Origin of the sequence: Carboxylicivirga fragile (assembly GCF_050589805.1) — a bacterium.
GTDB classification, from domain to species: Bacteria; Bacteroidota; Bacteroidia; order Bacteroidales; family Marinilabiliaceae; genus Carboxylicivirga; species Carboxylicivirga fragile.
Genome location: NZ_JBNGOY010000061.1, coordinates 1 through 16,129, shown reverse-complemented (window position 1 = coordinate 16,129; position 16,129 = coordinate 1). Strand labels below are relative to the sequence as shown.

The window sequence follows — 16,129 nt, the reverse complement described above, 5'->3', positions numbered from 1 at the left end:
CTTTGGATGATCTTGATCTAGCTATTAGAATTTGTGCGTTTCGCTGGATAAAACAAATTATCGAAAACGTAATACACACAAGGAATAACCAGCAATGTAAGCATGGTTGATGTGAGCAAACCACCAATTACGGCTATGGCCATTGGCGAGCGTAAAGCAGCACTATCACCAAAACCAAAAGTTAATGGTAATAAAGCTAAAATAGTGGTTAAACTAGTCATCATTATCGGTCGAATACGCTGTTGAGCCGCAGCAATAATCGCCTCCTTCAAATCCAAACCTGCCTTTTTATATTGGTTGATGGCATCCACCAAAATGATGGAATCATTCACCGCGATTCCTCCCAGCATCACAATACCGATATAAGCCATAATATTAAAGGTATTACCGAGTATAAAGAATGCCCAAACTGCACCAACTCCAGCCAAGGGAATAGTGAGTAAAATGGTAAATGGATGCACCAAAGATTCAAATTGAGAAGCCATAACCATATACACCAAAATAATGGATAGAATTAAAGCAAACTGCAAACTACCAAAGGCATCCTTACGTTTTTGCTCTTCACCTAAAATAGAAACATTGGTTGAAGCGGGTAAATCCAATTGGTTTATATCCTGCGTAAGGTCAGCTATTAAATGATCAAAGGGTTGCTCATCCGTTACCATGGCTGATATCTGAGCTACTCGTTTCTGATTGTTTCGGATTAGCTCTCGTGGCGCTTGCCCAATCGTTATAGTTGCAACCTCTGATAGGAGGACCTCCTTATCTCCAGTTGATATTTTCAAATCTTTTAATTGCTCAAGGCGCACATCGGGTGTTTCCAACTTAATATTGGTCAAATCACCTTTCATTTCCATTCTTCCACCATCTTTAGCCGATAGATAATCCTTTAGATTGGCCATTATGGTTGACACATCCAGATTAAAGATACCAGCACGGACACGATCAATAACAACATTGACCTCAGGCGCACCGTCCTCAAACGAACTCTTAATATTGTAAATCTGCTCGTCCTCCCGAATTAAATTACTAATCATGGATGCACTTTCCTCTAGATTTTCAATTTGCTCATCTGCCACTTCAATTAACAACGGTGCTTCATCTGTACCCAGTAATGTTTGTAATGCCGATTGATCTTGAACGAACCTTAATTCCAAACCTGGTATGCCATCAAATAATTTATTGAGATGCGCTACCAAATCCGCGAAGGCGATATGCTCACCATCATTCAAAATCAGTTTTAAATAACCCGTATTTTCACCTTGCTCTGTGGATGACGATGATTCAACACCAGACTCCGGTCCTGCATGTGCATAAATCCATTTTAGCTTATCTTCAAACGAACCAAGCACTAATTGTTCCATTTGAGATAATGAAGCATCGGTTCGAGATAAAGCAGTTCCTGCAGGAAAGATCGTTTCAATCGTTATTTCATTCGACTCTGACTCAGGCATAAACTCGCTACCCATTTGTGGCACTAACATACCTGTTAAAGCAACAAGAACCATTGCTCCAATAATCACATAATACTTACGATCCAGAAACTTTGATAAGAAGTTCCCATACTTTTCATATCCTATTTCAGCTGGCTTAACTCTTGGCTTTGCTGTAGTTTTTGATTTCTTAAATATGAAACTACTTAAAACTGGTATTACCAATAAAGCAACTAACAAGGATGATAATAATGAAAAAGCAACGGTCCATGCCTGATCTTTAAACAACTCACCCGAAGCACCATGTAAATAAACAATTGGCAAAAACACAACAATTGTAGTTAAGGTAGATGCCGTTAAAGCGCCTCCAACCTCTGAGGTTCCTTCAATTGCAGCTTGTTTAACTGGTATACCTAATTCAACCTTCCTATAAATATTCTCCACTACCACAATGGCATTATCCACCAACATACCAGCTCCCAGGGCTAAACCTCCCAAGGTCATAATATTTAATGTCAAACCATTAAAATACATCAAGTTAAAAGTGGCAATAATGGATATTGGAATAGCTATACTTACAATTAAGGTTACACCAAAACGACGTAGGAAAAGAAACAATACAAATACAGCAAAAATAATTCCGATCAAGGCACTTTCTTCAACCTCGCCAATAGCACTTTGAATAAAACTTCCCTGGTTATTTATTACAGTTAATTCATAACCGGGTAAACGTTGTTGTATGGCAACGAATGCTTCTTCTAACTTTTCAACAGCGGCAACCGTATTAAAACGAGTCTCCTTGTAAATGGCTATACCTAAACATCGTTTGCCATTCAATCGAACAATGGTTTCCGGCTCGCTGTTGCGCAAGCTTACCTCTGCAATATCTTGCAATAAGATGGCCGCCTGAGCTGTTATCGCTTCCGTTTCATTCGTTGAATTTTGAACTGAGCTACTTTGCGGAACTTTTACAACCAATTGTCTAATATCGTCCAGATTCCCAAGTGCACTTAGTCCTTTAATAATATAACGCTGCCCCATCTCTTCAATGGAACCACCCGATACGTTTTGATTAAAACTGTTGATGGTGTTTAAAACCGAATTTATGCTTAGGCCATTTACTTCCAATAATCCCGGATCAAGCACTACCATAACTTCAGCCGTAAGTTCGCCTGAAATACGAACATCGGCTATGCCTTCAACACGAATAAGTTCATTACGAATGTAATTCTCCGCTATTTTTCGCAACTCATTCATGTCTTCCGTTTCGGCATGACTGAATGCAGCTTTTATAACCGGCGCCGCGTTAGGATCGAATCGGGAAATATTTAATTCTTCTACATCCGAATCCTGAGAAATAGCTGTTAATGCTTTTTGTAAATCGAGAAAAGCCTCATCAATATCTTTGCCCCAATCATATTCGACAGTAACAACTCCAGTACCAACTCGACTAACCGATGATACGTTTAGCACACCACTTTGACGAACAGATAAAGCCTCAATTTGCTCAACAAAACGTTTTTCTATCTCTTCGGGCGAACGCTCACCCGCTTTCAATTCCACATAAATACGCGGATTTTGCAAATCTGGAAATAAATCTGTTCCCAAACGAGATAAAGAAATAATACCCAACAATACTATACCCAACACAATCATGGCTACAGTTACAGGATAATTTACAGAGAATCGTGAAATGGATCTCATGAATATATTTTAGTGATGAGTACTTTATTTAACTACTTTAACCTTAGATCGATTCTTCAATGTTTCGAAGCCTTTAATAATCAAGCGATCATTCTCTTTTAAATCAGTACCAAGCACCTCAACCTCGGTTAAACTCTCGATACCAGTTCGTATATAGCGTTTCTCAGCAGTTTCTTTCTTAGCCACAAAAACCAACTTGCGATTACCTTCAGTTAGAATAACATCCTTTGGAATCACTAAGGCACTATCGCGATGATCAACAACAATTTCAGCTTTAACAAACATTCCAGGCTTTAATAAGCCCTCGCGATTATCAACATTTATACGTCCTTTGAAAGTACGTGCTTCCATATCAATTGCAGGAGATAGTTCTGAAATAGTCCCTTTTATGGTATCATCGGGCAAAGCATAATTCATAATGTTTACTGGTTGCGACATTCTAACCTGTCCCATTAAATTTTCAGGCATACTTAAATCCATTACCATCACATTGTATTCCATCATGCTAAGCAAATCTTTACCCGACTCAATTCGCATACCAGGCGAGAAATAAGGCAAATCAGTAATTACACCTGAAAACGGCGCTTCAATAGCCATTTTATCTAAACTCAATTGGGCGTTCTCATGCGTTTGTTGAGCCGTTAACATTGTCTTTTCCGAATTCACCAATTCACGTAGAGTTACACCACCCTTTTCGTACAAAGCCTGTTGTTTTTTATATTCCATTTCCGAAATTTCTAAATCAAGCTCTGCTCCCTCAAGGTTGGTATTGTTCTCGTATTCTTTATCTTCCAACTGAATAATCACTTGCCCTTTAGATACACGATCACCCATCTTATATTTCTGACCCGTAGAAGGATTTATTAACAAGCGATATGAGCCAATCATTTCTGATTTTAGATTAACTTCCATGGCAGGTTTTATTGAACCCGTGGTAATTAAAGTCTGCTCTATTGGTTTATTTTTAATTTCCAGTACTGAAACATTAACTGCAACGTCGGTTTCAAAACTACTAGCTTCGTTGTTACATGACACTACTACGATTGTAAGTAATAAGCCAGCTAAAATTGATTTTATCGTATTCATTGATTGATATTTAGGCATAATTGGTTTATTTTGTTTCGTAAGCATTTACATCAGGCATAATACTGCGCTGATTTTCAAAATCGTAAAGCGTTTGAAGCTTCATATTAAGCAACTCCAGTTTATAGTTGATTAAAGAATTAGTCAAAGCATTCTTTTTTTGCGTTAACTGATTCTGAACCAAGTTAAGATCCATACTGGTTAAATCCCCATTGCGATACTTTTCAAGATTAATCTCGTAGGTCAACTGCGCATTCTCTTCATTTTTACGCGCAATCTGAATTTGAATTAGCATATTCCGAAGGTTACGCTCAATTTGACGGATTCCCAATCGAATACTCTTTTTCTCATCCTCTAAATTATACTCACTGGTTTGTAAAGAAGCTTCAGCGGCACGCATCCTTGCCTTTTTCTCTCCCCAGTCCCAAAGTGGCACTTCAAAACTTACACGCACATCCTGGTTATCGTTCCTGTTATGTGCATCATATATGTTGTTTAAATTTTTGTCGTTACCAAATAAGCCCACCGCAACACTAACATTACCTTTAAACTCATTTGTTGCATTGGTTCTTATTAATTCAAACTGCCCGGTTTCAATATCAATTTCTCGTTGACGTATTTCCATTCGGTTAGCAATGGCAAAATTAACCGCCATGCCCAAATCAATATCAATAGGTAAAACAGAAACCTCGGCAATTACCATTAACTCTTCTGTAAAGGGTAAACCAAGCATTTGTTTGAAATTATCTTTAATGTTTTCCAATTCAGTCTCGTTATTCTGAACAGTCGACTGACTTGACATCATATCCAACTCAGCCTGTAACATTTCTTCCTTGGCCGTTAAACCAGCATCCACTTTATTTTTGATAATCTCGTAACTTTTCTTGCGATTATTCCACTCTTCTCGTGAAGTAATCAGTTCCATCTGTTTTTGATAAATCTGATAGAAGTACTGAGTAATCTGCTTCTCAACATTAAGAGCCTGGAGAGAATAGTTTAACTGAGAGTTCTCGAAATTAAACTCAATCTCCTTATATTCTAATTTACGACGATTGTATGTAAAAATAGGTTGATCCAACCTCAAATCTAAACTATTACTAAAACCTGTAAAAGGATTATCGGTTGTTGAACTTTTATTATCCTCCCAACCAAAACGATTATTTAAAGTTAAAGTACCATCGGTCCAAATAATAGGTTGACTAACGTTGAAATTTCCAAAACTTTGCAATTTCTGAGTATTATACCATTCCTGAGCATAATCCTGATATGAACGTTGATTTTGGTATGAAAATGGGCTCAAATCCAGTTTAAATCTGGATTTCAATGAGGCTTTTTGAGCAATTAACAACTCATGATAACGCTCTTGATTCAAACGCGCCCGAACGATGTCAGGACTTTGTTTTAAAGCCTCTTCTACCGATTGTTCCAGAGTCATTAAGCGTTGCGAAAATAAAGAATTTGAAGGCCCTGCTAAAAAGAGGAGCAAGAAACTTCCGAGTAATAAATATCTCATATAATTATGCATTTTTTTGTTGATGAGTAAGGAGATACCGAATTCGATTTCGCCTTTGTCATTATATATTATCTATTTTTTAACCCACTTAACAGCATCTCCAATAACGTATTCAACATTGGTCATGTCTGATAATTGTACTTTGGCTTTTCCTTCAGAGAAATAAAAATCGCCAAGATAAACCCATTGGTTATTTTCCTTATTAATGGTTACTGTAATCGCTTCATCGCCATCATCGTGGTGTACCGTAAATTCATAATCTTTATCCACACTTTTCCGATCGCGACCACGCCCCCATCCAAAGTTAAAATCTGGCACATAGGCGTACACTTCATAATTACCTGTTTCAGTAATATCGGCAGTCCACGTAATGCTTCCTGTACCCGATCCCTTTCTTTTGTAATAGGCCGATTTCAAGTATTCGCCAAAAAACGACTCGCCTGCAACAGGTTTCCATTTCACAGGTGGACTCCAGAATCGAATCATGCCATAGGTATCGTTTTCATCATCTTCATTTTGTCGACTCAACCACCAATCTTTAATGGTTTTGCTTTCACCAGTGTTAATTATCTCACATCCTTCATCCTCATTATCAACAATTATTTCGTAAGGTTCTTTGTATTTTATCGTCTTGGTTGACAAACGTTTTCCTTCGTAGAAATCAACTTTACGTTTATCCTTAATAATATCTCCAGTACTCAGCTGTTGGGTCGATGGAATATTTCTAGCTAAAAAAGTATTCACCTTTAACTCCCTTGGTTCATCATCCAAGAGGAAACCTATTTCAGCGGTTTCGCCTTTTTTAATTTGAAAACTCTGTTCATTCGCATCATCTTCCATGTCGTTACGAGATCGGAAACGCCCCCTACCGCCTCTTCGTTGCTGTCCTTCGCGCACAGTAAACGCTATAATGCCATCGGCATCACCACTATTGCTTACGGGTACTTTCATAAAGAACCGTACTCTATTTCCATCTTTCACTTCCCATACACTGACTTCTCCAAATAAAAAGGCTGGTTTATATTGTTCGTTCAACCAATTATTGTAAACCTTTTCGAAATCAAGATTGGAGATTTCAGAAAGAGATGTTGAGAAATTATCCAAGGCAATATTAGAAAATCGACTTCTAGTCAGAAGAGTATCTAGTTCAACATTGAAATTACTCTGGTTGGTATTAATCTTTAAGCCCGAAAACAATTGACTTCCCTTAGATGCAAAAACGTTCCCAAGCATGTTAACATCCTCTTCATCAATTAGCTCAACCAAACTTTTATCACGAAGCTTAAGAATTACCTCATCGTTTGCTGATAATCCACCTATACCACGGCGTCGAGTTTCACTTAATCGCTGATGGTAATAATTTTCCAGTGCAATCGTTAGCAGTGGATAATTCTCTTCAACAATTGAATTGGAATAACTAAAATAAGATGGAAAGATTTGATAACGCCCCCAATTTTCAACACTTCGCTCACCTTCGCGCTGACGCCCCCAAAAGAAACTGCGTGGTTGAATAAAGTTATCCCCAAGAAAATTCTTTATTACATCGGTCTGTAATTCTTTGTCAGAAACAGCCTCATTCTGATCTTCTTTACGTCTTTTGGTTCTTCTTGTAATACGTGATAAATCATTTTGCCAATCACCGCCACCGTTTTCAGGAAACAGCACCATTTCAGGCATTATATTTTCTGTTGCCAGCGTCCAATTACGTAAATAACTGTACATATTAATGGGCGCCTCAACAATCGAGAATCGTTGAAATGGGTATTTCAGCCCCAGTTTTCTTTCAAAATCATCCTTTACGCTTTTGATAACAACAGAGGCAGTATCAGACAATTCAGAAAAGTGCTCCTTAAAATAGTCGTGTGATGGATGATAATATAAATTGAACTCTATGCTGTCAATGTTAGTTGTTAATCGTTCAAATTCTCCGATAACAATACTATGTGCATTCAATGGTTCATTGCTTATGTATCGAAATACATTCTCATTTACATCTCTACTCCCCTGAGATATAACTTCCAAATCATTAGCTGTGCTCACTTCTATATCCATTGTTGTAAATGGATAAGATGTCCAATATAATTTTGATGCTACAACCGGATACCAGTTTGCTTCGCGCGTTAAAAGCACATATTTGTCGGTAACAAAACTACCTTGCTTATTGGCAAGAAGTGGATCAATTCTGTTTTCATCCAATAAAACTTCATCCGCTATCTCTGGAAATAAGGCTGCATCAATAATTTCACCTTCATAATTTAAAGATAAATTAAAACGTGAAGCGTTAACCCCTTTTAAATCAAAGTAGGCCAAATGTTTATCTCGTTTATACGAAACACGGGTTCCATTAACATTGGCTTGCCTAATTTTCAAACCCGGATTAAGTGCCAATACCAGTTCGTTAGCGTTATCTGCTAATGCATGTATACCAAGTTCAGCATCTACACTTATTTGATCCTTCTCATGTTTAAATTTTATTGCATAAGCTTCTATTAGGTATGATGATTCCTTGAGATTCGTATTTAAGGTTCGCATTTCACTTCGTAAGGTTAAGTTATCCTGATCCATCTTTGCTTTCATAAATAACAAAGAAGCTCCACCAACAAAGAACATAATCAAGAACAATCCGAGTATAGGCTTTTGGCCTTTTGCCTGCTCCAACCTTGGTAAACGCCAAATGGTAGCCAGAATAAATCCTACTCCCAATAAAAGGTATGCAAATCGCTGATATATAAGCGCAAGTTCATTACCAAAACCAGTAAAATCGGATCGCATAAATGGAGTCCAAAAACCAAGAATATCGCTTAAAGCGTACCATTTATTCTGTAAATAAAAAAGTGACAGTGCTAGAAACCCAAGCAGCACAACAAAAGTAATGGCCTGATTTCGAATAAGTGTCATTGTAAAAAATGATAAACCCAAAATAAAAACCAACGTTGGTAAGGACATTAACAGTGGATAAATCAGAAATGAAAGCCATGGTATCGAAACTTCATTGGCTATAAGCATAAATAACAAACCAAGAAATACCACCATTAAATTTAAACCTACAAAAACCTTTAGTATACCTATGGTCTTTCCAATAACGTAATCAGTATTCGACATACTACGCACATAAAACGCCTCCGTGGTATCAAGCTTTTTATCTCGTCCTAAAAAATCGGCTGACAGAAATACAGCTATAATAGCCTGAGCTATATTTAACATCCAAATATTCATATATGGTACACCCGACGGCAACAAACGCCCAGGCCAACCACCATCACCTAAATCGGTAACGCCAAACATATTGAAAAACAGAAGGAAAAGTAAGCCAATCCCTGCGAATATTCTAAAAAACCAACTTCTCAGAAGAGTTTTTGATTCAAACCGAGCAACCGTTTTTACATTAAATAAGGATATCATTGGAAACTTGTTTTTGGTTGGCGATGTACTCCATAAAATAAACATAGGCATGCTCTAACGACGGAGTTATCGTATCGGCTTTCCACCCGTTAAGTTCATTAGCCACAAACTCTACCTCGTAACCTCCTGCTTCAGGAACGGAGGTAATAATTGGGTAAGCTTCACTAATCAATTTCATTTCTTCATAGGTCACATTTGTCTTAAAAACATGACCGTCGGTTTGTTTAATAAATTGCTCTGGCGAACCTTTGAAATGTACCTCTCCTCCGTTTAATAAAGCCATTTGACTACACGTTGACGAAATGTCACCAACAATATGAGTTGACAATACAATAATAACCTCACGCTGACTCAGATTGGAAAGTATATTTCTAAATCGGATGCGTTCTTCCGGATCCAATCCTGTAGTTGGCTCATCAACTACTACTATTTTAGGATCACCAATAAGAGCTTGAGCAATACCTAATCGCCGTTTCATACCACCGGAAAGTTTATTAGCAAAGCGATTTCTAAAATCAAATAAACCAACCTGCTCCAACAAATCATCCACTTGCTCTAGTCGTTGTTTCTTATTTCGGATACCTGCTAAGGAAGCTGCATAATCAAGAAACTCCCATGTTTTTAGTTTAGAAAAGAACCGAAAATCCTGAGGTAAATAGCCCAAATATGAACGAACCTCAGCTCGATTATCTGAAAGTTTCATACCATTTACAAATACATCACCATGAGTTGGATTCAAAAGCGTTACGAGAATGCGCATTAAAGTTGATTTACCAGCTCCATTGGGACCAAGCAAACCAAACATTCCGGAATTAATTTCCAAATCCACATGACTCAGTGCGCGAAAGTCATTTTTATAGACTTGACTCAAGTCCTTAATTTCAATTTTCAAGATAAATTCGATTTAGGTTAAGCTCTTTTATCAAAAAGCGTACAATTACGTACACTAATTTAGCTTTCAATGTATTAATGAAAATCTTCTCACACTAACATGTACGATAATGATACACCTGTTCCGATATCGTACACTAATACTTTTAAACTTATTATCTCTTAGACGCTTATCAAAACTAATACCATCGCATTATTCACTTTTATTTAAAATAAAAATGGGTAGCCTGAAATAACTCTCAAACTACCCATTTTCATCCGCATTAGCAAACTACATTTTAGTGTCTCTTACAAAGCAGACATATATCTTCTATGTCCTTTTCCTTTTATTCGACGCATATCCCACATTAATCGTTGTTCATCGCTTAATTGCTGACGTATTTCAAGCTGATGATCCATCTTTAGCATTGCCATTTTCAATTGCAAATCAGCTTGCTCATCAATTAGCTTATCTACTTTCTTATAATCAATATCACGGCCAGAAGTTTGTGTTTTTAAAGCTGCTCTCAACTCATTTAATTCATTCAACAATGGTTGCTCCTTCTTCATCAATTCCAAACGTGAAGTTTGCATTATAGTTATTTGATCATCTGTAAAACCAGCCTTTTCATACCCTTTTCCTTGGCCATTACCTCTATGTCCGCTTCTTCCTTGGCCATTACCACGACGACCATGTCCTTTCGCATATCCTTTTGATGATGAACCCTGACCATCACAGAAATTTCTGTTTCCACGTCCTTTACCATTGTTCATCCTATGCTTGTTTTCAAAAGCTAATAGTTGGGCATCATCCAATACCATTTTCACTTCCTGCATATGACGAATACGACGCTTCTGCATATCTACCTTAATGCCACTAATATTCTCGATGCATTTATTCAATTCCTTCCTATCAACTTCATCGGCACTTTGCAGCGTTACCTTTCGAGCTTGCAACTCGTTCAACATATTTAAATTTGATTGATTTGTTTTCAGATGTTTAATTCTTAAAGCTTCCATCTGTTCCTGCTGCTCAGCCGACAAGTCACTCAAACACGAACTTTGCGCAGAAGTTTTTTGGTAAGACATTTTTTTATTCTGTCTCATGCGTTGCTGCTGAGCATTAATACTTAATCCACTTGCTATCATTAGCACAACCAATCCTGCAATTAAATTTCTCTTTCTCATAACTCATTATTTTAATCATGTTAAACATGAAATATTTTAATAAAATTTGACATAACTATCACATTAAAACAAGGTGCACGCTTGCTTTTTAGCTTATTTTCAATTACATATTACTTATTTAGATCGACCAGATCGGTATCTATTACGGTGTCGCCCGTGTTTTTTATCAATTAGATTTTTAAAGTTACTATCCAATCGCTTCCGTTGCTCTTCGCTTTTGCAGACAGACCTTAATTTTCGATAGTGGATGTAATTTTGCATTTCCACCTCTTTTTGATAAACGGCAATCTCGTCAATGAGACCATAAACCTTTAAAGAATCGCTATTATCGGTAAAAGTCTCTAAACGCAAGAGCCTTTCAATACTGTCGATTTTTAATTTTGTATGATTTAATTGTTCAAAATGAACATGACGCAATTTATTAAACACATCAAACTGCACAGAGTCAATTCCAATATTACTTTCGAGATGCTGTCTTAAACGTTTCATCTCCATTTTCCCTCTTCCCCTCGATCGATCAGTCTTCTTTTGAGAACTCATCCACCACAAAGAGAGCAATACCACATTCGCAGCAAAGAAAAGCCCTAGAATAATCCAACACAATTTACAATTCTTATTCATTGTCCTCATTTATTGTGGTTACTGTAGCTAACATATCTAAATCATCACTATTGTACCAGCTTTCACCAGCATCTTGTTGGTATAAACCCGCCCATTCATCCATAATTTCAGTTGAAATAGACGAATTACTATTAAAAAGTATAACCGACACATTAGTTAGAAGAAACAAAATTGCAACCGCAGCTGCACTTATAAAAAGCAAACTAAACGATCTTGATCGATCAAGATCAATGGTTTCGATCTTATCCATAAGACTATCTACATAATCAGATGAAGGTTCATATTTGCTATGCCCCCTATCCAAATTTATTATATCGTCAATCTTATCCATATTTAAATCCTCTTTCTTCATTGTCTTTCATTTCATTAGACGTCTATCTCCAAACAATCCTTCGCTCAATTAAAAAATTTCTTGCTTATGCTTTATCAAAAGTTGATGTAACTTCTTCTTAGCCCTAATAAGCAGGGCTTCCACCGAGGCAACCGTTGTTTGCATAAGCTCAGCCACCTCTTTCTGCCCTAATTCATCAATCTTTGATAAGGTAATAGCCACACGTTGCCGTTCCGGTAATTTCTCAATGGCAGATCGCAAAAGCAATATTCGCTCCTTTTCTTCAATCCCAACATCATCATTCCCATAGTTAATGGATTCAAGTTCGTTTCTATCCACCGAATTAACAAGTCCAAAACCTCTTTTCTTTCTCTTTTTCTGACGGAGAAAATCTAAAGATTTATTGACTGCTAAGCGGTACAACCAAGTTGATAAACTTGCATCAAAACGGTAAGTATTAATGGATTTATAAACTTCAATAAATACCTCTTGAGAAATATCTTCAGCATCCTGTGGGCTATGAACAAACGACAAGCAAATGTGAATTACCCGAAGGTGATGCAATTCGACCATTCGACGAAAGGCGATATTATCGCCCGACTGAATTTGCTTTATTAATAATTTTTCACTCTGCATTATCATCTTCATCCTATAGGACGCCATTAAAGATACAAACCTTTGCCGTTAATTCTGTTTTTTCAAAATAATTTACAAATTCTTCTTAAGAATTAGTTATATATACTACAAGTAAAAGAATTGTTTTACTTATATTTAGCATTCATTAACTAATGCCATTAACCATTGCTAACGCCTAAAATGTCAGAATATAAAAAACACCTTTGTTTCTTTCAAATTCTGCTCTTCCTTAGCTTTTCTTCGCTTGGGTATAGCCAGAAACTGAAGGAAATAGTCATTTTAAACTCCTATCACTTCGGTTATCAATGGTCAAATGATATCAACTCAAGCATAATTAAACATTTTGAAACTGACGAATCCATTCGAATTTTTTCTGAATTTATGGATTCAAAACGGTTTAATTCTGATACTTACTTTGACGCACTGAAAACTAAATATGCGCTTAAATACAGCAAGCATCCTATTGATGGAATAATATGTAGTGATAATAGAGCCTTCGATTTTTATCTCAAACATGGTAACGAGATTTGGGGCAATGTTCCTGCGGTAATTTGCGGTGTTAATAATGTAGAGGAATATGATCTCGAACAAATTGATTCGAAACTTGCTGTCGTTTTGGAGAAAATAGATGTAAGCGGCACATTGCAGTTAATGCAGAAACTGCAACCCTCTCTTGATGAGATTTATGTTATCTCGGACAATACACTTTCAGGTCAGATTTTTACAAATCAATTTAATCAGGCAATTTTAAAAACAGCAAATCATCTGAAAATCTCCTATTTAAATACTGATAATCCGACAAAACTGAAGGAACAACTCAACAAACTGGATAAAGAAAATAAGGCAATTTACTTGCTAAGCCTCTACACAAACCGAGATGGAATTCCCAATGAGATGATTCATGAAAGTCATTATTTTTTTGATGGCATAAACATTCCAATATATAGTAATTGGGATTTTTTACTGCACGATTGTATTGTTGGTGGTCAAATTATTCAAGCCAAAGATCAAGGTAAGCATGCAGCTAATCTCATGTCTAACTTTTTAAATGGTGAGAACCCACCACTTTTCACAAGCCCTGCTCAAAAGATAATTCTTGACTATAATCAACTGGAAAAATACAATTTCAGCATCCCTGATTCCATTAATGAATACAATTTAATTAACGAACCAGTAGACTTTATTCGTGAATTTAAAAATGAGCTAATCATTGTTCTTACTGTTCTTATAGTTCTTCTTATCATCATTCTGATATTAATTTCTGACATTATTAAGCGTAAAAAGGTAGAACTTAGCTTGGTTTCAAGCGAGGAGCGATTAGAGTTGGCTATGGATGGTGCCAATGAAGGCCTGTGGGATGTGGATTTTCATACTGGCAATGTCTTCTTAAATGACCAGTTTGCTCTCTTACTTGGATATGATTCGAAAAAGGAAATTAACATCGATATTGTTAATTGGAAAAACTTCATTTGGCCCGACGACATCATTCAATTAAAAGAAGCATATGACGAACACAAAAGTCAAAAAACGGATACAATAAAATGTGAATTAAGATGTATAAAGAAAAATGGAGAAGCATCATGGTTTTCCATTCATGGTAAAATCACTGAACGATACCAGAATAATCCTGTTCGTTTGACCGGTATTATTATGAATATCGATGCTCAAAAAAAGTTTGAGTATCAACTTACATTAGCTAAGGAAAAAGCGGAAGAAAGTGACCGTTTAAAATCATCATTTTTAGCAAACATGTCGCATGAAATAAGAACCCCGATGAATGCGATCTTGGGATTTACCGATTTGTTAACCGAGCAAATACACACTGAATCAGAAAGAATCGAATACCTTCAATTCATAAAAAACAGTGGCGAAAACCTACTTACACTAATCAATGACATTATCGATATAAGTAAAATTGAGTCGGGTCAACTAAAGATACAGCATAACTCCTTCAATTTTCACCAATTACTTCAAGAATTACAAGCAATTGGTAAACAGCTAATCGAATCACAAAAAAAGAACATCGAGTTAAGACTTATTGTTTCAAACATGGATGATAAGTTTTTAATTACTTCAGATAAACTAAGGCTATATCAAATAATGCTCAACCTAATATCTAATGCAATAAAATTTACTGATAGTGGGTACGTTGCCATTAGTTATGAGGTTATTGAAAACACTAAACTTAAAATCAGCGTAAAAGACACAGGCCCTGGTATTTCTGATGAGAATTTAAAGATTATATTTGACCGCTTTCGACAAGTCGATGAATCTTCAATAAAAAAACATGGTGGAACAGGCCTGGGTTTATCTATAACCCAAAGCCTTGTTAAATTGCTGAACGGTAAAATAAACGTTAACTCACAGTTTGGTGAAGGAGCAACATTCGTAGTTGAATTGCCAAATACGGTAAGTGCTTCAAAAAAAATTCTCCAATTATAAATAAGTAACCAGGCTTTTTTAGCTTATTCGTATCTTTGTCGCCACAATTGATATTTATGGAACTTTTTTTCGACCCCAATTTTACTGGCCAAGGTATTTTATGCGAATCAGAGAGTAAGCACTGTATTAATGTTTTACGTCACAAGGTGGATGATATCATAACCATTGCTGATGGTAAAGGCCATTATTTCACAGGTAAAATTAAAACCGCTCACCATAAAAGATGTGAGATTGAACATATCGAAACTGCTAAACACGGGCTACCAAATGTTTCTATTCATCTAGCAGTAGCGCCTACCAAAAACATGGATCGGTATGAATGGCTGGTTGAAAAGGCCACCGAACTCGGCATTAGCGAAATAACTCCTTTGTTATGCCATCATTCAGAGCGAAAAAAAATACGAATAGATCGTATCAAACGAATTGCTATTGCAGCCATGAAACAATCGCTTAAAGCCTTTGCTCCTTTAGTTAATGAACTTACCCGATTTGATACTTTTATTAAACAAATAGATACTAGCAAGGCTTTCATTGCCCATTGCTACAACTCAGAAAAACCAAGCCTAAAAAAGGCTTATTCACCACAGGAAGATTTAACCCTGCTAATTGGGCCGGAAGGTGATTTTTCAGAGCAAGAAGTTGAGTCAGCTATTGCTGCTGGTTGTAAACCTGTTTCTCTAGGCTCAAGTCGTTTGCGTACTGAAACGGCAGGTGTTGTTGCCGTTCATACAATCCATTTAATAAATGAATAATGCTTAACCAAAAAGAAATGGTTAAGCATAACATATGGCTAAAAAGACCTTAGCTTACATAGGCAATTTCAGAAGTAACAAGATTTTAAATAAAATTTAGAGGTTAATCATTTATGGTTAGCCTCTTTGTTTTTCATAATTATTAATGAGTGTA

Annotated in this window: 11 protein-coding genes; 2 read left to right on the top strand and 9 right to left on the bottom strand. The window is 36.5% G+C overall.

Translation table 11 applies throughout. The annotated features are described in order from the left end of the window. Window positions 1–17: 17 nt before the first annotated feature. The 9 genes from ACRD7B_RS20105 to ACRD7B_RS20065 form a co-directional block, all read right to left on the bottom strand. Window positions 18–3,137 carry an efflux RND transporter permease subunit gene (locus ACRD7B_RS20105; RefSeq protein WP_430826444.1) on the bottom strand — a complete coding sequence of 1,040 codons (3,120 nt, stop codon included), beginning with the start codon at window positions 3,135–3,137 and terminating at the stop codon, window positions 18–20. 24 nt (window positions 3,138–3,161) lie between these two features. Then, complete coding sequence (locus ACRD7B_RS20100; protein ID WP_430826443.1) at window positions 3,162–4,223, bottom strand: efflux RND transporter periplasmic adaptor subunit; 1,062 nt, start codon at window positions 4,221–4,223, stop codon at window positions 3,162–3,164. Window positions 4,224–4,248: 25 nt separating this feature from the next. After that, the gene (locus ACRD7B_RS20095; protein ID WP_430826442.1) at window positions 4,249–5,733 is read right to left on the bottom strand and encodes a TolC family protein; all 1,485 of its coding nucleotides are present in this window, start codon (window positions 5,731–5,733) and stop codon (window positions 4,249–4,251) included. A gap of 72 nt (window positions 5,734–5,805) precedes the next feature. Then, window positions 5,806–9,135: a golvesin C-terminal-like domain-containing protein gene (locus ACRD7B_RS20090; RefSeq protein ID WP_430826441.1), complete on the bottom strand. Its 3,330-nt coding sequence runs from the start codon at window positions 9,133–9,135 to the stop codon at window positions 5,806–5,808. Further along, window positions 9,119–10,027, bottom strand: a complete 909-nt coding sequence (locus ACRD7B_RS20085) for an ABC transporter ATP-binding protein (RefSeq protein ID WP_430826440.1) — start codon at window positions 10,025–10,027, stop codon at window positions 9,119–9,121. Before ACRD7B_RS20085 ends, ACRD7B_RS20090 begins: the two co-directional genes overlap by 17 nt. 287 nt (window positions 10,028–10,314) lie before the next feature. Beyond that, entirely contained in the window at window positions 10,315–11,193 is an 879-nt protein-coding gene (locus tag ACRD7B_RS20080) for a hypothetical protein (protein ID WP_430826439.1), read from the bottom strand. A 114-nt stretch (window positions 11,194–11,307) separates the two neighbouring features. Further along, window positions 11,308–11,814: a hypothetical protein gene (locus ACRD7B_RS20075; RefSeq protein WP_430826438.1), complete on the bottom strand. Its 507-nt coding sequence runs from the start codon at window positions 11,812–11,814 to the stop codon at window positions 11,308–11,310. Continuing rightward, window positions 11,807–12,166, bottom strand: a complete 360-nt coding sequence (locus ACRD7B_RS20070) for a hypothetical protein (protein ID WP_430826437.1) — start codon at window positions 12,164–12,166, stop codon at window positions 11,807–11,809. Before ACRD7B_RS20070 ends, ACRD7B_RS20075 begins: the two co-directional genes overlap by 8 nt. A 48-nt stretch (window positions 12,167–12,214) precedes the next feature. Beyond that, window positions 12,215–12,793 carry an RNA polymerase sigma factor gene (locus ACRD7B_RS20065; protein WP_430826436.1) on the bottom strand — a complete coding sequence of 193 codons (579 nt, stop codon included), beginning with the start codon at window positions 12,791–12,793 and terminating at the stop codon, window positions 12,215–12,217. 168 nt (window positions 12,794–12,961) lie between these two features. On the opposite strand from ACRD7B_RS20065, the gene ACRD7B_RS20060 reads away from it, so the two are divergent. Next, window positions 12,962–15,223, top strand: coding sequence for a sensor histidine kinase (locus ACRD7B_RS20060; RefSeq protein WP_430826435.1), 2,262 nt, complete (start codon window positions 12,962–12,964; stop codon window positions 15,221–15,223). A 56-nt stretch (window positions 15,224–15,279) separates the two neighbouring features. Next, on the top strand, window positions 15,280–15,975 hold the full coding sequence (locus ACRD7B_RS20055) for a 16S rRNA (uracil(1498)-N(3))-methyltransferase (RefSeq protein WP_430826434.1): 696 nt from the start codon (window positions 15,280–15,282) through the stop codon (window positions 15,973–15,975). Window positions 15,976–16,129 lie beyond the last annotated feature (154 nt).